Origin of the sequence: Sphaerisporangium perillae, assembly GCF_023276435.1 — a bacterium.
GTDB classification, from domain to species: Bacteria; Actinomycetota; Actinomycetes; order Streptosporangiales; family Streptosporangiaceae; genus Sphaerisporangium; species Sphaerisporangium perillae.
On sequence record NZ_JALLPO010000057.1, the window covers coordinates 1 to 19,810 of the forward strand.

Genomic DNA, 19,810 nt, shown 5'->3' on the forward strand with positions numbered 1-19,810 from the left:
ATCGGCGTCCTGTCCCGCGTCACCGGGCGTGACATCGCCGTCAAGCACATCACCAGGCAGGAGTGGAAGGCGGAGATGGCCGAGTACATCGACGGGCCCTTCGGCGACGCGCTCCTCGACTACTGGCAAAGCTGCGACGGCCGCCCTGCCGAGCTCACCCCAGTGGTCGAGGAACTGACCGGGCGGCCCGCGCGCACCTTCGCCTCGTGGGCCGAGGAGCACCGGGCGGCCTTCCTCGGCTAGGGGCAACAGTTCGATTCCCTCTGCCAGCGCGTCCCCCTTGGCTCCGGCGATCAGCAAGGCGTTCACCAGACAGGAGCGATAATAGGTTCGATTCCGTTCTCCGATCGACGGGTCTATGAGCAGGTGCCGGAATCTTTCGACGGCCGGGAGAGGCTTACCGAGAGTCATAGCCGTCAGCCCTTCGAAGTAGACCAACGTGTTCTCGTTGACGAAGCCGGTCCACTCAGGATCGTCCTGGTCGATTCCACGGTCGACCTCACGCCACGCGGTGGCCATGGCCCTACGGCAGGCGATCTCATCGCCGATGACGGCGTGAGCGGTGGCCTCTCGGACAGCGAGAAGCGCGTACACCCGCGGAGTGGCCCATGCGCGCGCCGCGTGTTTTCCGGCCTCGACCGAACGCAATGCCTCACCCACACGACCTGGCCTCGTACGTGCCATCCGTACGGCCTGCATGGCCACGTATGAGGCGATGTTCACGCGGAGCTGCTCATCACCAGAATGTTCAGCGTACATGCAGGCCTCGTTGTACAGCTGCCGGGCGAGACTCTGCCGCCCTGAGTCGTAGGCAAGCCATCCTGCGCATACGCACAGCTCTCCCGCGGTGGAGACCAGGCGTCGGCCGATCGATTCCCCGAAATCGGCTTCGTCGAGCATTCGCCGTACTCGCGCGAGCTGATGCAAGGCGGGAGCCAGCAGCATGCCACCACCTATTCGCTGGTCATCGGCATAAAGGCGCTGGATCGTCGCCTTGAGGTGCTTGATGTGAGCGGCGTCGACCCGGTTCGGAACGGCCAGACCACCCCATCCCATCCCTGCGAGGCCACCTGCCAGAACTCCATTGAAATGCCGACGATCCATCTCCATATCCGGTGTTATGCCCTCTATCGCCATTCCCGCCACCGGATTACCGATGAGCAATGGCATCAAGGCGTGGCGCGGCATATCTATGGCATCGGCGAAACGGAGTAGTTCCCTGATGTCGTACAGCGTGTCGCGCCGGCCGCTCTCGATGCGGTTGACGGTGCTCTGTGACCAGCCGACCAGGCCGGCCAGTTCGAGTTGGCTCAACCCCATCGCCGCACGCACGACGGCCACGAACGCCGACAGGTCCCCCGAGGCGAGTGCTTCACGCATGGGTACCGAATCCCAGAGCCAGGCCGGCGTCGCGGGCCTCTCACCACGGCTCGCCCGCAGGCAAGGGGCGCATACCGGGTCACGGCTGTAGCGGCTGAGCAGTGTCCTGCGGCAGCCAGGGCACATCCGTCCGTCCATGAACCGACGCCTCCGTCCGCGATCTGACCGGTCCCTCCATGAACCGACCTCTCCGTCCGCGACCTGACCGGTCCGTCCAGGAGCCACCGGGGCGTCCCCTCGCGACCTGACCAGGCGCGACACCGTACGGCCTGCCTGCCGGAAGCGGCGATGCCAATCTGGCATAACAGAAGGTAGCCGATCAATGACTATATGGAGTTTTCGTTGTATCCCTCCTGCCGGACGCTGGCACCCGCCTACCTAAGGGCGTCCTCGGTCGCGGAGAAAGGGAACTTCGATGCTTTCCGGTAAGCGCGCACACCACGTCTTCGTGGTCCTTTCCACCATCGAGCAGGTGCCCGTCGCACGGCGCGAGACGGCGAAGACGCTGGCTCTCTGGGGGGTGGATCCGGAGACGGCCTTCACCGCCGGGCTCATCGTCACCGAGTTGGTCGCCAACGTCGCCGAGCACGCCTCCGCTGAGTCACCCACCGCGACGGTCGCGCTCGCCGCCGACGTGTCCTGGCTGACCCTGGCCGTGCACGACTCCCACCCGCGCCTTCCACGGGCACTGGCCACACCGTACGACGACGGCGGCCGGGGTCTGCGGATGGTCATGCTGCTCACCGAGGAGGCGGGCGGACGGCACACCGTCGAGCCGACGGCGGGAGGCGGCAAGCACATAGTCGTGCACCTTCCTCTGCCCTTCGGCCCGCCCTTGCCCGATTTCCAGGAAATCGCGCGCCAACGACCGTTCACCGGATAACCCGCCGTACCCCGGCGCCGCCTTCGCCGTACCCCACCCCGCCATACCGGCGCCGACACACAAACGCACACTGGCAGGAGAAGAGACCGGTCACCCGCCGCAGCCCTCCCCCGTACCTCAACCCCCACCATCGGCGCCGACACGCACACCAGCGGGAGACGACGACGGTTACCCGGTGCGGACACGTTCGGCTGTCGCCGTGCCCCGCCCGCCGTACCGACGCAGGTGGCCATCCGGCACGCCGGCACGTCCGGCCTACCCGGCCCCCGGTCCGCCCACCGGCCCCGTTGCGCGGGTGTGTGCCGGCGGCCGGGGGCGGCGGGTGGGTGAGTCGGGTGTGGGGCTATGCGAGGGCCTCTACGCGGGCGGGGACGTGTTTGTGCCAGGGGGTGCCTGCGTAGGGGTCGCGGTCCTCGGAGGCGGTCAGTTCGTTGGGGGCGGCTCCCGTGGTGACCTCGCCCGTCTCGCCCGGGTAGGACAGTCCGAGGCCGTTGGGCAGGGAGATGTGCCCGGGCTGGAGGGTGTCGGTGATCTCGACGGTCGCCTCCACCGATCCCCGTTTGGTCGTGACCCTCGCCAGGGAGCCGTCGGACAGGCCGAGGTCGGCGGCGTCCTTGGAGCTGACGCGCAGCACGCCGGCGACGTCGCGTTTCCGCCACGCCGGATCCCGGAAGATCGTGTTGGCGGTGAAGGCGCGCCGCTCCCCCGCCGACAGGACGAACGGGAACTCCGGCCGCAGCTCAGGCCCCGAGCCGAGGGTCCGCAGCTCCTCCAGCAGGTCGGGCAGCGCCAGATGGATCTTCTTGTCGGGGGTGCCGAGGCGGTCCCAGCCGACCCCGGGCTCGTCGAGGGTGAAGACGACGCCGGAGGGGTTGGCGAGGATGGCGTCGAAGAGCCGGTCGCCCAGTTCCAGGCCCTCGCCGTCGATGCCCGCCCGGCGCACGGCGTCGGGGTGCGCCATGGCGACCTTGACGGCCTGGGCCCACAGGGAGGCGGCCGCCGCCGCTCCGCCCGGCAGGGTCGGGCCGAGCGTGCGGTAGAGCAGGACGGGCGCCACCTTGGCGAGGTCCGGGTCGGAGATGGCGGCGAGGAACGCCTCGGCGAAGGCCGCGCGGCCTCGTTCGGCCGCCTCGCGCAGCGGCCGCACCTGGTCGTCGTTCAGCGCTCCGATGGCCTCGCACAGCCTGGCGTGGATCTCCGGTTCCGGCAGCAGGTCGGTGCCGGGCGGCGGGTCCAGCACCGGGGGCCGCAGGTGGAAGTAGTTGGCCGGGGTCTCCAGGTTGAAGAAGGTCGCCTCCCATTTCTCGAACTGCGAGGGCGCCGGCAGCACGTAGTCGGCCAGCCGCGCGGTCTCGGTCATCGCGACGTCGATCACGACGAGCAGGTCGAGCGCTCCGAGCGCTTCGCGCATCCGCTTGGAGTCGGCGAGCGAGTGGGCGGGGTTGGAGGTCTCGACGAGCATGGCGCGGTAGCGGCGCGGATGGTCGGTGAGGATCTCCTCGGCGACCACGTTCGAGGGGACCAGCCCGGAGATGATGCGCGCCCCGGCCACGGGGCTGAACCGGTCGCGCTTCGGCCCGTGATGGGAGAACGAGATGAGCGGCGCGAACAGGATCGGCGGGTTGTTGGTGCCGGGGCGGCCGAAGTTGCCGGTCAGCAACCACAGGAGGTTGTCGAGGTAGCTGTTGAGCGTGGAGTGCAGCGTCATCTGGACGCCGAGGTCCTCGAAGACGGCCACGCTCGCCGCGGCGGCTATCCGGCGTGCCGCTCCCCGCACCAGCCCTTCGGGCACCCCCGAGATCTCGCAGTACTCCGCCACGGGTACTGACCGCAGGACGTCCCGGACCTCGTCCAGGCCGACGGCGTGGGTGGCGAGCCAGTCGTGGGCGATGAGGCCCTCCTGGACGAGCACGGCCGCGAGCGCGGCGAGCAGCCAGGCGTCCGTACCGGGGCGGAGCTGCAGGTGGATGTCGGCCAGTTCGGCGGTCTCGGTGCGCCGGGGATCGATGACGATCATGAACCGGTCCGGGTCGCGGGCGATCTCCTTCAGCGTGGGCCTGGCACGCGGGATGCCGTGGGACTGCCAGGGGTTCTTCCCGAAGAAGACCGCGACCTCGCAGTGGTCGAAGTCGCCGCTCACCGTGTTGCCCAGCATGCGGTCCGACACCCAGAACAGGCCGGTCTTCTCCTGGGCGAGGGCGTTGGAGCGGTACTTGGCGCCGAGCGCGCGCATGAACGCGCCCGAGTACGAGCCGCCGAGGTGGTTGCCCTGCCCTCCGCCGCCGTAGTAGAAGATCGACTCGCCGCCGTGCGCGTCGCGGACCGCGGAGAACCTGGCGGCGATCTCGGCGATGGCGGTGTCCCAGGTGACCTGCTCGAACGTGCCGTCCGGCCGCCGACGCAGCGGGTGCGTGAGCCGGTCGACGCCGTTCTGGTAGTGGTCGAGGCGTCGCGGCTTCTCGCAGGTGTAGCCCTGTGACGACGGATGGGCCTTGTCACCCCGGATCCGCTCGAACCGCCGGCCGTCGAGCCGGATCTCGATGCCGCAGTTGCACGCGCATAACACGCACGCCGAAGGCCGCCATTCGGTGTCCATGTCGCCTCTCCCAGCCCGGTTGAGTTCGATTTCCAGACTCAGCGTAGAGGAGGACGCCCGTTTTGTCGCGTCCCCTGGCAGCGAAACGCCGTGGATCGGTGTACGGTCCACGGCCCGCAGAGGGGGTGATTGGCGCATAGTGGAAGAAGCCGCAACGAGTCGGCTTCGCGCGAACGGCACGTCCGACTTCACCGACGCACGCGGAGGCTCCCCGTGTTCGAGCGCTTCACCGATTCCGCCCGTCGCGCCGTGGTCGTCGCCCAGGAGGAGGCCAGGCGGCTCAACCACAACTACATCGGCACCGAGCACATCCTCCTGGGCCTGCTGGGCGAGGGCAGAGGACTCGCGGCGACCGTGCTCACCGGCTCCGGCCTGAGCCTCGACGACGTCAGACAGAGCGTGGACCAGATCATCGGGCGTGGCCAGAGCTCTCCGGGGACGCACATCCCGTTCACGCCGAGAGCCAAGAAGGTCCTCGAACTGTCCCTCCGCGAGGCGCTCCAGCTGCATCACAACTACATCAGCACCGAGCACATCCTGCTGGGGCTGATCAGTGAGGGCAAGGGCGTCGCGGTACAGGTGCTGGAGCGGAACGACATCGACCCTCAGCAGCTGCGGCTGCAACTGGTCGAGGGAGCGGCCGGGCGCAGGGTGCGCCGTCTCGGCCCTCCGGCGGAGACCGTCGTCCCGCTGCCGCCGGAGATGGCGTTCGGGTCGCGCCTCGAACGGATCCAGGAGAGCCTCGACCGCATCGAGCGGCGGCTGGACGCCTTGGGCGTCCCCCCGGCTCCCGGCAAGGACGCCCCTGAGGACGATTCCGCCGCTGCCCGCGAGGATGATCCCCCTACCGCCCGCACAGACGATCCCGCTGTCGCCGGCGGCGACGATCCCGCGACTCCCGGAAGCCCGTCCTCTGATCCCGCGACTCCCGGCGGCCCGTCCTCTGATCCCGGCGCCGGCCAGGACGACTGAACCCCGGCGCCGCCCGGGAAGGCGCGGACGTGCCAGGGCCGGTCGCCGTGATCCGAGGTCCCCGAGCGGCTCCGGAGCACGGCGGCCGGCCGCCGCGGTTCAGTCTCGGGAGGCGGGCACGCCTCGGGAGGCGGGCACCCTCGCACCGGCGGCGATCCTCGCCTCCAGCACGCCCGGGTCCTCGGTGTAGGCCAGCGTGGCGCCGAGGGAGAGCAGCAGGCGGCGCATGCGGACGTTGTCGGACAGCAGGCTCGCCTTCACCTCGGCGAAGCCCAGGTCCCGCGCCTCCTGGAACAGCATGCGCGCCAGCGCGCCGCCGAGCCCGCGTCCCTGCCAGCGGTCCTCGACCAGGAAGGCCATCTCCGCGATGCCGGGGTCCGGGGTGAAGATCAGGTTGGCGAGGGCCACGACCTGCCCGTCGTAGCCGGCGACGAGCGAATGGCCGCGGTCGCGGTCGCAGAGCCGGTCGAACATGCGCGGCGGCAGGGCCGGCATGGAGGTGAAGTAGCGGAACCTGCGCGAGTCGGGCGAGCAGCGGTCGTGCAGGTCACGGATCGCCTCGCGGTACAGCAGGGTGAGGGGGCGGATCTGCACCTCCACGCCGTCGGTGAGCAGCACGGGCCGCTCCACGGACGGGGCCTCGGCCGGCGGCTGCGCGAGCCGCACGAGCGCCGCCGCCCGGGCGGACTCCGTCAGCGTGAACGGCAGCACGCTCCTGCGCAGCCGTACGGCGCGGCGCGGTGCCACGGGCACGGTGAGCAGCGTCGGGTCCGGCAGTTCGGAGGCGAGGTCGGTGCCGTACACCCAGCGGGCGTCGTCGGCGCGCAGCAGGTCGCCGAGCACCTCGGGCAGCCGCCACGGCATGGCTCGCAGGCGGGCGGCCAGCAGCAGGACGCGGGTGGGTTCGTCGGTCAGCTCGTGGGCGGTGGCGGGCACGACCTGGACGCGCCGGCCGCCCGCCGCCTCCAGGGCCTCCCGTACTGTCTCCACCGAGGCAGGGATGTCGGCGACGAACTCGTCCACGGTGCCGTCGGTGTCAGGCTGGACGCTCAGCCCGAGGATGTTGCCGCCTTTGGCCGCCAGCGCGGCGGTGAGTGAGGCGAGCCGGCCCGGACGCTCGTCTACCGTGGTGCGAATCCGCAAAAATCCCATCAAAACCCCCTCTTGTCCCGAACAGCAGGATGCCCGCCAGCTGTTACGAAGCTGCTACACCGACATGAGCCCGCGGTTTCGTCTACATGAGTTGCCGGCGAACGTCGCTTTCCTCAGACAAGCCGTGGATCACCGACGATTTCCGGAGGGCATGCTGCACAGGCACGACGGATATAGCAGGATGTGGCGGGTGCGAGCGCGCACCATCACCATCGACCAGGCAGGAGGATGGGGCCCCCACCCGGCCGGCGCCGGAGCCTCCGGGCCCTGATTTCCCGATGACCGATCTGCTCTTCCGCGGCGGCCGCGTCTTCACCGGCTCGACCCCCTCGCCCGCCTCCCCCTCCGTGTCCCTCCCGGCGCCCGACTTCGCCGAGGCGGTGCTGGTCCGCGATGGGCGGATCACCGCCGTGGGCGCCGAGGCCGACGTCGCCGGCCAGGCGCGGCCCGGGCACGAGACGGTCGACCTCGGCGGCCGGCTGCTGACCCCCGCGTTCACCGACGCCCACATCCACCCCATCCAGGCCGGGCTGGAGCGCGCCAAATGCGACCTGTCCGAGGTGTTCGGCCTGGCCGCGTACATCGAGCAGATCGCCGTGTACGCCGGGGCGCACCCGGACAAGACCTGGATCGACGGCGGAGGCTGGGACATGGCGGCCTTCCCCGGCGGGCTGCCCCACCGCACCCAGATCGACTTCCTGGACCGGCCCGTCTATCTGATCCAGCGCGACCACCACGCGGCGTGGGTGAACGGCAGGGCCCTGGAGATCGCCGGGGTGACCGCGGAGACGCCCGACCCCGCCGACGGCAGGATCGAGCGCGACCCCGACGGCACGCCGAGCGGCGTGCTGCACGAGGGCGCCATGGACCTGGTCGGCCTGCTCACCCCCCGCCCGAGCGCCGCCGACGTCGACGCCGCCCTGATGGACGCGCAGTCCCACCTGTTCTCCCTGGGCATCACCGGGTGGCAGGACGCGATCGTCGGCTCGTACGCGGGTTCGGACGACCACTTCCCCGCCTACCTGTCGGCGGCCGGCTCGGGACGGCTGAGGGCGCGCGTCGTCGGCGCCCTCTGGTGGGACAGGGCCCGCGGCGCCGAGCAGATCGAGGAGATGGCCGAGCGCCGCGCCCAGGCGAAAGGCCTGTTCTCCGCCGGCTCGGTGAAGATCATGCAGGACGGCATCGCCGAGAACTTCACCGCCGCCGTCATCGAGCCGTACTGCGACTGCGGCCCCGACCAGCGCGGGCTGTCGTACGTGGACCCCGAGCTGCTCAATGGCTACGTCGCCGAGCTGGACCGGCAGGGGTTCCAGGTGCACTTCCACGCCATCGGTGAGCGCGCCGTACGCGAGGCCCTGGACGCGCTGGAGGGGACGGCGCCGGGCAACCGTCACCACATCGCCCACCTGCAGATCGTCGAGCCGTCGGACGTGCCGCGCTTCGCCCGGCTCGGCGTCACCGCCAACCTCCAGCCGCTGTGGGCCACCCACCACCTGCAGATGGACGAGTTGTGCATCCCCTACCTCGGCGAGGAGCGCTCGTCCTGGCAGTATCCCTTCGCCGACCTGGTGCGCACGGGGGCCCGGCTGTGCGCGGGCAGCGACTGGCCGGTCTCCTCGGCCGACCCCCTGCAGGGCATGCACGTGGCGGTCAACCGCACCGAGCCGGGCGGTTCGGTGCACGCGGACTACCCGACCGCCCAGACGCCGTTCCTGCCCGGGCAGAGCCTCGACCTCGCCACGGTCATGACCGCCTACACCGCCGGGTCGGCCTGGATCAACGGCGACGACGAGGCCGGCGTCATCGCCGAGGGTAACCGCGCCGACCTCGTGGTGCTCGACCGCGACCCGTACGCGCTTCCCGCCAAGGAGATCTGGACCACCCAGGTGGCCATGACGTTCACCGCCGGCGACCTGGTGTACGAACGCGGGGTCTGACCCCGCCGGCGAAAGGGTCCCTGTCCGGCGGGAGCGGTCCGGAGAGCGCGAGAAGGCCCCCGCGGAGTCCCGCGGGGGCCTTCTCCCTGCACCTAGGCTCTGGCCGGAGGCCTACCAGGGCGAACGGTTGTTGCGGAGCCGCTCGAGGGCCTCGGCGAGGATCGCCGCGCCGTCGGTGTCGCTGCGCCGCTCCTTCACGTACGCCAGGTGGGTCTTGTACGGCTCGTTGCGCGGAGGCGCGGGCGGGGCCGACTCATCCTGACCGGCGGGAAGACCGCAGCGAGGGCAGTCCCAGTACTCCGGGACGGCCGCGTCACTGGCGAAGCTCGGACGCGTCTCATGCATGTTGGCGCACCAGAACGAGACCCTGACTCGAGGGGCCGCCTCGCCACGCTCGGCCTCCCCCATCGGACCAGCGCCGACACGGCTACCACGGATGGCGTTGCCACTACCCACGGATGAACTCCTCGCTTGATCGCCCCGTCACGCGACGGGGAAAAGAATCTCTGTCAGGCCTGCCTGGTGAGGCGCCTACGCCGGCCGCATGAGCAGGCCGAGCGCGATGATGCAGACGAACCAGATCGTGCCGGTGATGACGGTGAGCCGGTCCAGGTTCCGCTCCACCACCGAGGATCCGCCGAAGGACGATGTGAAGCCGCCACCGAAGAGATCCGAGAGGCCGCCACCCTTGCCCTTGTGGAGCAGGACGAGCAGCACCATGAGGGCGCTCGACAGGATGAGGGCGATGGAGATTCCGATAGTCACCGTTGACCTGTTCCTCGTTACGCGCGCCGGAGCGCGACCTGACGTGCCCGGCGTCCGCCGGGGTGACGATTCAAAGTGTCTCTTCGAGGGTACGTCGTAAATTCACGTCGTACCGCCCGAACAGCCGAGCTAGCCCGACATTTCGCCAAAACGGATAATCTTGGCGAAGTCGACCGGGTCCAGGCACGCGCCTCCGACCAGGGCACCGTCGACATCGGGCTGGGCCATGATGCCGGCGACGTTGTCAGGCTTGACCGACCCACCGTAAAGGATACGGACGCCTCCGGCCAGCTCTTCGTCGTACAGCTCGGCGAGTCGCGCGCGCAGGGCTCCGCACACCTCCTGCGCGTCGTCGGGCGTGGCGACCTCGCCGGTGCCGATCGCCCACACCGGCTCGTAGGCCACCACCAGCGATTTGGCCTGGTCGGTCTTCACGCCGTTCAGCGCGGCGTCGAGCTGGGAGACGGCGTAGGCGACCTGGCCGCCCGCCTGGCGGACCGCGAGGCCCTCGCCCACGCACAGGATCGGCGTGAGCGAGTGCCGGTAGGCCGCCTGCACCTTGGCGTTGACGACCTGGTCGTCCTCGCAGTGGTACTGCCGCCGCTCGGAGTGCCCGGCCAGCACGAACGTGCAGCCCAGCTTGGCGAGCATGGAACCGGAGATCTCACCGGTGTATGCGCCGACGTCGTGGGTCGACAGATCCTGCGCGCCGTACTCGATGCGGAGCTTGTCGCCGTCCACCAGGGTCTGCACGCTGCGCAGATCGGTGAACGGCGGCAGCACCGCCACCTCGGTGCGGTCGAAGTCCTTGTCGGTCAGCGTGAACGCCAGCTTCTGGACGAGCGCGATGGCCTCGAGGTGGTTGAGGTTCATCTTCCAGTTGCCGGCGATGAGCGGCTTGCGGGCAATGCTCATGGGACGCTCAGTCCTCCAGCGCGGCGAGTCCGGGGAGGGTCTTGCCCTCGAGGTATTCGAGGCTGGCCCCGCCACCGGTGGAGATGTGGGAGAAGCCGTCCTCGGGAAGGCCGAGCTTGCGCACGGCGGCCGCCGAGTCGCCGCCGCCGACCACGGTGAAGGCGCCTGCGGCGATCAGCGCCTCGGCCACGGCACGGGTGCCGCCCGCGAACGCGTCGAACTCGAACACGCCCATCGGGCCGTTCCAGAAGACGGTCGCGGCGTCGGCCAGCTTGCTCGCGAACAGCTCGCGGCTCTTCGGGCCGATGTCGAGCCCCTCACGGTCGGCGGGGATCGCCGTCGCCTCGACCACCTCGTACGGGGCGTCCTCGGCGAAGGTGGTCGCGGCCAGGATGTCGACCGGGAGCACGAGCTCGACGCCGCGCTTGGCGGCCTCGTCGATGAAGCCGCGCACCTGGTCGAGCTGGTCCTCCTGCAGCAGGGATTTGCCGACCTCGTGCCCCTGGGCCTTGAGGAAGGTGTAGGCCATGCCGCCGCCGATGACCAGCCGGTCGACCTTGCCGAGCAGGTTGGCGATCACACCGAGCTTGTCGGAGACCTTGGCGCCGCCGAGCACGACGACGTACGGCCTGGCGGGGTTCTCGGTGAGCTTCTTGAGGACCTCGACCTCGGCCACGATCAGTCCGCCCGCGGCGTGCGGGAGGCGCTTCGGCACGTCGTAGACGCTGGCGTGCTTGCGGTGCACCGCGCCGAACCCGTCGCCGACGTAGAGCTCGGCGAGCGCGGCCAGCTTGTCGGCGAACGCCCCGCGAACCTCGTCGTCCTTGGACTCCTCGCCCGGCTCGAACCGGAGGTTCTCAAGGAGGGCGATCTCGCCGTCGGCCAGCCCCTCCACCGTGGCGTGCGCCGAGTCGCCGACGACGTCCTCGGCGAACGCGACCGGGCGGCCGAGCAGCTCACCGAGCCGCGCGGCCACCGGAGCCAGCGAGAACTGCGGAGCCACCTTGCCCTTGGGGCGGCCGAGGTGGGCGCAGACGATCACCCGCGCGCCGCGGTCGGCGAGCGTGGCGATCGTCGGGACCGAGGCGCGGATGCGGCCGTCGTCGGTGATGACGTCCCCGTCGAGGGGGACGTTCAGGTCGGCGCGGACGAGCACGCGCCGACCCTTCACGTCGAGAGAGTCGATGGTCCGCATCAGAGCTGCGAGCCCACCAGCTGAATGAGGTCGACGAGGCGGTTGGAGTAACCCCACTCGTTGTCGTACCAGCCGACGACCTTCACCTGGTTGCCGATCACCTTGGTCAGGCCGGCGTCGAAGATGCAGGACGAGGGGTCGGTGACGATGTCGGAGGACACGATCTCGTCCTCGGTGTAGGTCAGGATGCCGCGCAGCGGGCCATCGGCGGCGGCCTTGAGCGCGGCGTTGACCTCCTCGACCGTGGTCTCGCGGCCGACCTCGACGGTCAGGTCGGTGGCCGAGCCGGTGGGGATCGGCACCCGGAGCGCGAAGCCGTCGAGCTTGCCCTTGAGCTCAGGGAGCACCAGGCCGATCGCCTTGGCGGCGCCGGTGGAGGTGGGGACGATGTTGATCGCGGCGGCGCGGGCGCGGCGCAGGTCCTTGTGCGGGCCGTCCTGCAGGTTCTGGTCCTGGGTGTAGGCGTGGATCGTGGTCATCAGGCCCTTCTCGATGCCGAAGGTGTCGTTGATGACCTTCGCCATGGGAGCCAGGCAGTTGGTGGTGCAGGAGGCGTTGGAGATGATCGTGTGCGCGGCCGGGTCGTACTTGTCGTCGTTGACGCCCAGGACGATGGTGATGTCCTCACCCTTCGCCGGGGCGGAGATGATGACCTTCTTGGCGCCGTTGTCGGCGTGGACCCGGGCCTTGGCGGCGTCGGTGAACAGGCCGGTGGACTCCAGGACCACGTCGACGCCCAGGTCGCCCCAGGGCAGCTTGGCGGGGTCGCGCTCGGCGAACACCTTGATCGCCTTGCCGTCGACGGTGATCTCCTCGGCCGTGCTCTTCACCTCGTACGGCAGGCGGCCCAGGATGCTGTCGTACTTCAGCAGGTGGGCGAGGGTCGCGTTGTCGGTCAGGTCGTTGACCGCTACGACCTCGATGTCCTTGCCGCTGGCCGCCACGGCTCGCCAGAAGTTGCGGCCGATACGGCCGAAGCCGTTGATGCCTACGCGGATGCTCACGGGACCAGATCTCCTCGAACTTCGTGCGCCGGCTCGTGCCGGCGTCGTGGCGGGCTGAAACCTCAGACAACCCTACCGGGTAACAATTGGTGTAGACCACGTGGCTTCCCCCTTAGCGAAACCCGCCACGGGCCTACGACATCCCCCCAGTTCAACCGCCCGATGACGCCCCGTCCGCCCTGTGGCGGCGCGGCGCGGCCGGGCCCCCTGCCGGTCCTTTCCATCGGACCCAAGCGCCGTCTCCCGCGCTCCCCCACCGTGTCCCCACGATCCGAACCCGCCCCGGACCGTCCCCACCGTGTCCCCACGATGCGAACCGGCTCTGGACCGTCCCCACCGTGTCCCCACGATGCGAACCCGCCCCGGACCGGCCCCGGCGAGGGACCTCGGGGACGGCCGGCACTGCGCGACCGGCTCACGGACGCGGCCATGCGCCCGGTCGTCCGGGACGTCCGGAGCCCAGGCGGCCCGGGACGTCCTGAGGCCGGGCGGTCAGGGAGCCAGCATCTCGGCGGTCAGGTTCGCGTCGGTGCTCGCGATGCCGAGGTCGGACGCGCGCTTGTCGGCCATGGCGAGCAGCCGCCGGATGCGGCCGGCGATGGCGTCCTTGGTCAGCGGAGGGTCGGCGATCTGGCCGAGCTCCTCCAGCGAGGCCTGCTTGTGCTCCACCCGCAGCCGCCCCGCGATCACCAGGTGCTCGGGGGCGTCGTCGCCGAGGATCTCCAGCGCCCGCTGCACCCTCGCGCCCGCGGCCACCGCCGCCCGGGCCGACCTGCGCAGGTTGGCGTCGTCGAAGTTCGCCAGCCGGTGGGCCGTGGCGCGCACCTCGCGGCGCATCCGGCGCTCCTCCCACGCCAGCACGCTGTCGTGGGCCCCCAGCCGGGTCAGCAGCGCGCTGATCGCGTCGCCGTCCCGCACGACGACCCGGTCGACCCCCCGCACCTCCCGCGCCTTCGCGTGGATCTTGAGCCGCCGGGCGGAGCCGACCAGGGCCAGCGCCGCCTCCGGGCCCGGGCAGGTCACCTCCAGCGACATCGAGCGGCCGGGCTCGGTCAGCGAGCCGTGCGCCAGGAACGCCCCTCGCCAGGCGGCCTCGGCGTCGCAGGTCGCCCCCGAGACGACCTGGCGGGGCAACCCGCGCACCGGACGCCCGTGGTTGTCGATCAGGCCCGTCTGGCGGGCCAGCGCCTCGCCGTCGCGATACACCCGGACGACGTACCTGGAGCCCTTGCGCAGGCCGGCGGGCGCGAGGACCAGCACCTCGGCCTTGTGCCCGAACACCTCGCCGATGTCCTTGATCAGACGCCGCGCGGTTACATTGGTGTCCAGCTCCGCCTCGATGACGATGCGCCCGCCCACAAGGTGCAGCCCGCTCGCGAACCGTAGCAACGTCGACACCTCGGCCTTGCGGCAGCAAGGCTTCAGCACCGCGAGCCGGCTCAGCTCGTCCTTCACCACACCCGTCATGGCCATGTGCCTGTGTCCTCCCCCATACAGACGCGTCTCATGGTCGAAGCCGCCTCGTCGCGCCATACGAACGTTTCCCGCGCCCGACGCGGCTCCATCGGCCCCCGGCAAGTCTCTCGCACCCCGTGGGCGCGCTGACCAGGATCAACGCTTCCCACGGAAAATCTCGTCCAGGACCGAGGCAAGTCGTCGTGCATCGTGCCTCGGCGAGCCGTCCGCGGCCGCCACGTCGGCGAGCACCAGGCGCCCGCCCAGGGCGTCGGCCGCCTTCTCCAGCTCGTCACGCTCCCCCACCACCCCGTGATCGGCGAGCACCACGTCGACCCTGAGGTCGGGGGCGTGCTCGCGCAGCACCTGCAGATGCTTCTCGGCGGAGAAACCGTCGGTCTCCCCCGGCTGGGGGACCAGGTTGAGCGTGACCAGCCGCCTGGCCTCGGTGTCGTGCAGCGCCGCGGCGAGCTGCGGCACCTTCAGATGCGGCAGCACACTCGTGAACCACGACCCGGGGCCGAACACGACCCAGTCGGCGTCGCGCACCGCCTGGACCGCCTCGGGACAGGCCGGAGGATCGGCCGGCACCAGGGAGATCGCCTGGACGTTGCCCGGGGTGAGCGCGCAGGCCACCTGCCCGCGGACCATCGTCACCACCCCGTCGAGCTCCACCTCGGCCTCGATGTCGATGGGGACAGAGGCCATCGGCAGCACCCGGCCGTGCGCGCCCAGCAGCCGGCCCACCCAGTCGAGCCCCGCCACGGGGTCGTCGAGGAGTTCCCACAGCGCCACGATGAGGAGGTTCCCGACGGCGTGGCCGTGTAACTCGCCCTCGCTGCGGAAACGGTGCTGGACCACCTTGCTCCAGGTCTGGCCCCAGTCGTCGTCTCCGCACAGTGCCGCCAGGGCCATGCGCAGGTCACCGGGCGGCAGGACGCCCAGTTCGCGCCTGAGACGGCCGCTGGAGCCTCCGTCGTCGGCCACGGTCACCACTGCGGACAGCTCGCCGGTCACCCTGCGCAGGGCCGACAGAGAGGCGTACAGGCCATGCCCACCCCCCAGCGCCACCACCCTCGCATCCCCGGCCGCCCCCCTCTGCCCATCCACACGCACCCCAAGCCCAGGCTCACGGCCCGATTCCCCACCCACACGCACGCCGAGACCAGGCTCAGGGGCCGCTTGCCCGCCCACACCCACGCCAAGGCCGGGCTCGCGGGCCGCTTGCCCGCCCACCCTCATGCCAGGACCAGGCTCACGGACCGCTTGCCCGTCCACGCGAACCCCAGGACCAGGCTCACGGGCCGCTTGCCCGTCCACGCGAACCCCGGGACCGGGCTCGCGGGCCGGTGCGAACGTTTCGGTCGCTGGTCGGTGGTCCTCGCCGTCCTCGGTGTCGTCGCCCCGCCGGCCGTCTCCGCCGCCTGGACGCCCGCCCGCCCGGGCCGCACCCTCAGGGCCCGCACCACGGGCCGTACCCGCGGGAGCGGCGTCGTGGGCACTGCTCGCAGGGGACGCCCCGGCGGGCTCCCCGTCTTGCCTGCTCACTCGCGGCCCACATCCCGATGGCTGACCTGCACCTCCATGCCCCGATCGCGCAACCGCGCGCCGATCTGCTCGGACATCGCGACGCTGCGATGCTTGCCGCCCGTGCAGCCGACCGCCAGGGTGGCATACCCCTTGCCCTCGCGGACGTAGCCGGCGGCCACCACGCCGAGCACCTCCTCGTAGGCGTCCAGGAACTCCTTGGCGCCCGGCTGGCTGAGGACGTACTCGCGCACAGGGGTGTCCAGGCCGTTCATCGGGCGCAACTCGGGCACCCAGTGGGGGTTGGGCAGGAACCTGCAGTCGACCACGAGGTCGGCGTCCACCGGCAGGCCGTACTTGAAGCCGAAGGACACGACGTTGACGCGCAGGCCCGGGCGGTCCTCGCCGCCGAAGAAGGAGACGATCTTGCCGCGCAGCTCGTGCACGTTGTGGGAGGAGGTGTCGATGACGAGATCGGCGTTGGCGCGGACGTCCCGCAGGATGCCGCGCTCCCTGGCGATGCCGTCGACCAGCCGCCCCTCCCCCTGCAGCGGATGCGGGCGCCGGACGTTCTCGAAGCGGCGGACGAGCTCCTCGTCGCTCGCTTCCAGGAAGACCACCCGCACCCCGACCCCGCGCGCCTCGAGCTCCTCGATCGCGGTGTTCAGGTCTGTGGTGAACGCCAGGCTGCGCACGTCGACGACGGCGGCGACCTTGTCGGTGTCGAGTTTGACCCGCCCGGCCTCCTCGGCCATGGCGAACAGCATGCCCGGCGGCAGGTTGTCGATCACGAACCAGCCCAGGTCCTCTAGGGCCTTGGCGGCCGTGCTCCGCCCGGCTCCGGACATGCCGGTCACGATGACGAACGCGGTGTCGCTCACCGCGCCCTTGCGGCCGCGCGGATCGCCCGGCAGTGGCCGCGGGATGCCGCGCTCTTTCCCGCTGTCGCCGGTCTGCTCGGTCATGTGCCCTCCCCCTTCAGCGCCGCGACGATGGCCTCGGCAGTGGAAAGCCCGATGCCGGGAACCTCGCGGATCTCGTCGACGGTGGCCCCACGCAACCGTTTGACGGACCCGAAGCGCTTGAGCAAAGCCTGCTTCCGCGCTGAACCGAGCCCTCGAATCTCGTCCAGAGCGCTTTCCTTGACAGACTTCGAACGTTTCGATCGATGGTAGGTGATCGCGAATCGGTGAGCCTCATCGCGCACCCTCTGCAGAAGATAAAGCCCTTCGCTGCTTCTCGGCAGGATGACAGGCTGGTCATCGCTGGGAAGCCACACCTCTTCGAGCCGTTTCGCCAGCCCGCTGACCGAGACGTCGTCGACGCCGAGCGCGTCTAGCGCGCGCTGGGCCGCCGCCACCTGGGCGGGACCGCCGTCCACCACGACCAGGTTGGGGGGGTAGGCGAACCTGCGCGGCTTGCCGGTCTCGGGGTCGATCGGCTCGGGATCGAGCTCGCCGGTCTCTGCCCGCTCCTCCACATGGCGCTTGAAGCGCCGGTAGATCACCTCGTAGATCGAGGCCACATCGCCCTGCCCCGCCGTGCCGCGGATCGCGAACCGGCGGTACTCGCTCTTGCGGGCGAGGCCGTCCTCGAACACCACCATCGAGGCCACGACGTCATCGCCTTGCAGGTGGGACACGTCGTAGCACTCGATGCGCAGCGGGGCCTGGTCGAGGTCGAGCGCGTCGGCGATCTCCTGCAAGGCGCGGCTGCGCGTGGTCAGGTCGCTGGCCCTGCGCAGCTTGTGCTGCGCCAGCGACTCCTTGGCGTTGCGCTCGACCGTCTCCATCAGGGCCTTCTTGTCGCCCCGCTGCGGCACCCGCACCTCGACCCTGGCGCCGCGCTGCTCGGTGAGCAGCTCGGCCACCGCCTCGGCCTCGGGCGGCAGCACCGGGACCAGGACCTCGCGCGGCACCGCCTCGGGAGCGGCCTCACCGTACATCTGCAGGAGGAAGTGCTCGACGAGCTCGCCCGGCGAGAACTCCTCCACCTTGTCGACGACCCACCCGCGCTGGCCCCGGATGCGGCCTCCGCGCACGTAGAAGACCTGGACCGCGGCCTCGAGCGGATCCTCCCAGAGGGCGATCACGTCACAGTCGGTGCCCTCGCCGAGCACCACGGCCTGCTTCTCCAGGGCGCGCTGCAGGGCCTGGATGTCGTCGCGGAGCCGGGCGGCCCTCTCGTACTCCTCGGCGGCGGCGGCCTCGCGCATGGACCGCTCGATCCGCCTGATGAACCGGCTGGTGTTGCCGGCCATGAAGTCGCAGAAGTCTTCGGCGAGCTCGCGGTGCTGCTGCTCGGTCACCTTGCCGACGCAGGGCGCGGAGCACTTGTCGATATAGCCGAGCAGGCACGGCCGGCCGATCTGCCCGGCCCGCTTGAACACCCCGGCCGAGCAGGTGCGCACGGGGAAGACGCGCAGCAGCAGGTCGACGGTCTCCCTGATCGCCCAGGCGTGGGAGTAGGGACCGAAGTAGCGCGTGCCCTTTCGCTTGGCGCCGCGCAGCACCTGCACCCGGGGGAACTCCTCCCCCATGGTCACGGCGAGGAAGGGATAGGACTTGTCATCCCGGTATTTGACGTTGAACCTGGGGTCGAACTCCTTGATCCAGGAGTATTCGAGCTGCAGCGCCTCGACCTCGGTGCCGACGACGGTCCAGTCGACGCCGTCGGCCGTGGTGAGCATCGTCTGCGTGCGCGGATGGAGCCCGGCGAAGTCGGCGAAGTAGGAGTTGAGCCGCTGCCGCAGGCTCTTGGCCTTGCCCACGTAAATGACCCGGCCCTGGGCGTCTCTGAACCTGTAGACGCCCGGCGACTCGGGGATCGACCCCGGCTCGGGGCGGAAGCTCAGGGGGCTGTTCGCGGGTCTCGCCACACTGAAAGCCTATCCGGACCCGCCGACAGAGTAGGGCTTTCGGACACCGCTCAGGGGGCCCAAGGTAAGGCCGCGAACCCCACCCGCCCCGTCCGGCACCGCCGCCCAACACGGGAGCGGAGGACCCGGCGCTACAAGATGGGCGTGTTCGTGGCTTGGCGCGCCGGCGGGGCGGGAGCGGAGGGTCGAGCCCTGCGCACCCGCCCCGCGGTGGCGTTTCGTGTCGAGCGTCTCAGGCGAGGCTGATGGAGTCGCCGTCGACCTTGATCTTCTTCTCCTCCAGCGGCTGGCTGGCCGGGCCGTTGGCCACCGAGCCGTCGGAGATGCTGAACTTGCTGCCGTGGCAGGGGCAGTTGATGGTGCCGCCGGAGACGGAGCCGACCGGGCATCCCTGGTGGGTGCAGATGGCGCTGAACGCCTTGAACTCGCCGTCATCGGTCTGGGTGACGACGACCTTCTCCTTCTTGAAGATCTTGCCGCCGCCCTTCGGGATGTCGCTCGTCTTGGCAAGCCCGCCTCCGCCGCCGGAACCGGCGTCCGCGCCGGCGCCCGCCTCGGTGTTGGCGGGAGCGGCCGGCTCCGCGGAGGAGCCATCGTTCTCGACCGTGGCCGAGGACCCATATCCGCCGCAGGCGGTCAGCACCACGGCCAGGCCCGCACCACTCGCGCCGAGCATCACCGTACGCCGTGTCGTATCCGTCTCGATCATATTCGCCTTCCTTAAGGTCTGTTGTCTCGTGCTACGGCTCGCGCGCCGATTTGGTTCAGGATGTGTCACACCCGATCCAGGCAGTATGGACAATTACGCATAACACGGAGATCAAAAACGGCCCGATCCGACCCCGGCGCCGGACCACCCCTCTCCCGTCCGTCCCCGCCTTCGTAGCCGTCCCGGCCCGCCGGGCCCGCCACACCATCAAGATCCCCGTTCCGCCGTGAGCATCCGGGTGATCATCGCCGATGACCAGGAGATAGTCCGCACCGGGCTCGCGATGATTCTCGACGCCCAGCCGGACCGGGCCGCGTCCATCCCCCGGCGACGGCCACCCACCGGACCAGCGGGTCAACCCCGTGGGCCCTGAGGCCGCCCCGGCGACGGCCCCTCCAGGAGGAACCGAACCCACCGTGGAGCCCGAGCCCCGCCCCCGGGA

The 19,810-nt window shown here is 70.4% G+C and carries 16 protein-coding genes; 3 read left to right on the plus strand and 13 right to left on the minus strand.

Annotated elements, in window-relative coordinates; genetic code table 11:
* A partial coding sequence (locus MYF83_RS37425) for a helix-turn-helix domain-containing protein (RefSeq protein ID WP_248965551.1) occupies positions 1 to 1,380 on the minus strand: 1,380 nt, incomplete at its 3' end.
* A 415-nt stretch (positions 1,381 to 1,795) separates the two neighbouring features.
* Here MYF83_RS37425 and MYF83_RS37430 point away from each other — a divergent pair.
* Positions 1,796 to 2,263: an ATP-binding protein gene (locus MYF83_RS37430; protein WP_248965552.1), complete on the plus strand. Its 468-nt coding sequence runs from the start codon at positions 1,796 to 1,798 to the stop codon at positions 2,261 to 2,263.
* Positions 2,264 to 2,606: 343 nt separating this feature from the next.
* Here MYF83_RS37430 and MYF83_RS37435 read toward each other — a convergent pair whose 3' ends face one another.
* Positions 2,607 to 4,859: a molybdopterin-dependent oxidoreductase gene (locus MYF83_RS37435; protein WP_248965553.1), complete on the minus strand. Its 2,253-nt coding sequence runs from the start codon at positions 4,857 to 4,859 to the stop codon at positions 2,607 to 2,609.
* 213 nt (positions 4,860 to 5,072) lie between these two features.
* Here MYF83_RS37435 and MYF83_RS44890 point away from each other — a divergent pair, with 213 nt between their 5' ends.
* Complete coding sequence (locus tag MYF83_RS44890) at positions 5,073 to 5,831, plus strand: Clp protease N-terminal domain-containing protein (RefSeq protein WP_504974987.1); 759 nt, start codon at positions 5,073 to 5,075, stop codon at positions 5,829 to 5,831.
* Positions 5,832 to 5,930: 99 nt separating this feature from the next.
* Here the strand turns inward: MYF83_RS44890 and MYF83_RS37445 are convergent, their stop codons facing one another.
* Positions 5,931 to 6,983: a GNAT family N-acetyltransferase gene (locus tag MYF83_RS37445; protein WP_248965554.1), complete on the minus strand. Its 1,053-nt coding sequence runs from the start codon at positions 6,981 to 6,983 to the stop codon at positions 5,931 to 5,933.
* 278 nt (positions 6,984 to 7,261) lie between these two features.
* On the opposite strand from MYF83_RS37445, the gene MYF83_RS37450 reads away from it, so the two are divergent.
* Positions 7,262 to 8,920: an amidohydrolase gene (locus MYF83_RS37450; protein ID WP_248965555.1), complete on the plus strand. Its 1,659-nt coding sequence runs from the start codon at positions 7,262 to 7,264 to the stop codon at positions 8,918 to 8,920.
* Between the two features lie 111 nt (positions 8,921 to 9,031).
* On the opposite strand, the gene MYF83_RS37455 is transcribed toward MYF83_RS37450, so the two are convergent.
* From MYF83_RS37455 to MYF83_RS37500, 10 genes are all read right to left on the minus strand, one after another.
* On the minus strand, positions 9,032 to 9,376 hold the full coding sequence (locus MYF83_RS37455; RefSeq protein ID WP_189163482.1) for an RNA polymerase-binding protein RbpA: 345 nt from the start codon (positions 9,374 to 9,376) through the stop codon (positions 9,032 to 9,034).
* A 75-nt stretch (positions 9,377 to 9,451) separates the two neighbouring features.
* The gene (secG, locus tag MYF83_RS37460; RefSeq protein ID WP_248965556.1) at positions 9,452 to 9,685 is read right to left on the minus strand and encodes a preprotein translocase subunit SecG; all 234 of its coding nucleotides are present in this window, start codon (positions 9,683 to 9,685) and stop codon (positions 9,452 to 9,454) included.
* Positions 9,686 to 9,814: 129 nt separating this feature from the next.
* Entirely contained in the window at positions 9,815 to 10,600 is a 786-nt protein-coding gene (gene tpiA, locus MYF83_RS37465; RefSeq protein WP_248965557.1) for a triose-phosphate isomerase, read from the minus strand.
* Between the two features lie 7 nt (positions 10,601 to 10,607).
* Entirely contained in the window at positions 10,608 to 11,795 is a 1,188-nt protein-coding gene (locus tag MYF83_RS37470) for a phosphoglycerate kinase (protein ID WP_248965558.1), read from the minus strand.
* A complete protein-coding gene (gene gap / locus MYF83_RS37475) occupies positions 11,795 to 12,799 on the minus strand; it encodes a type I glyceraldehyde-3-phosphate dehydrogenase (RefSeq protein WP_248965559.1) in 1,005 nt (334 codons plus the stop codon). Before gap ends, MYF83_RS37470 begins: the two co-directional genes overlap by 1 nt.
* Before the next feature lie 492 nt (positions 12,800 to 13,291).
* A complete protein-coding gene (gene whiA / locus MYF83_RS37480) occupies positions 13,292 to 14,272 on the minus strand; it encodes a DNA-binding protein WhiA (protein ID WP_248965560.1) in 981 nt (326 codons plus the stop codon).
* A 138-nt stretch (positions 14,273 to 14,410) separates the two neighbouring features.
* Positions 14,411 to 15,328 carry a gluconeogenesis factor YvcK family protein gene (locus MYF83_RS37485; protein WP_248965561.1) on the minus strand — a complete coding sequence of 306 codons (918 nt, stop codon included), beginning with the start codon at positions 15,326 to 15,328 and terminating at the stop codon, positions 14,411 to 14,413.
* 470 nt (positions 15,329 to 15,798) lie between these two features.
* Entirely contained in the window at positions 15,799 to 16,746 is a 948-nt protein-coding gene (gene rapZ, locus MYF83_RS37490; protein WP_279340600.1) for an RNase adapter RapZ, read from the minus strand.
* Entirely contained in the window at positions 16,743 to 18,635 is a 1,893-nt protein-coding gene (uvrC, locus tag MYF83_RS37495) for an excinuclease ABC subunit UvrC (protein ID WP_248965586.1), read from the minus strand. Before uvrC ends, rapZ begins: the two co-directional genes overlap by 4 nt.
* Before the next feature lie 256 nt (positions 18,636 to 18,891).
* Positions 18,892 to 19,368 (minus strand): Rieske (2Fe-2S) protein, encoded by a 477-nt coding sequence (locus MYF83_RS37500; protein WP_248965562.1) that lies wholly within the window; start codon positions 19,366 to 19,368, stop codon positions 18,892 to 18,894.
* Positions 19,369 to 19,810 lie beyond the last annotated feature (442 nt).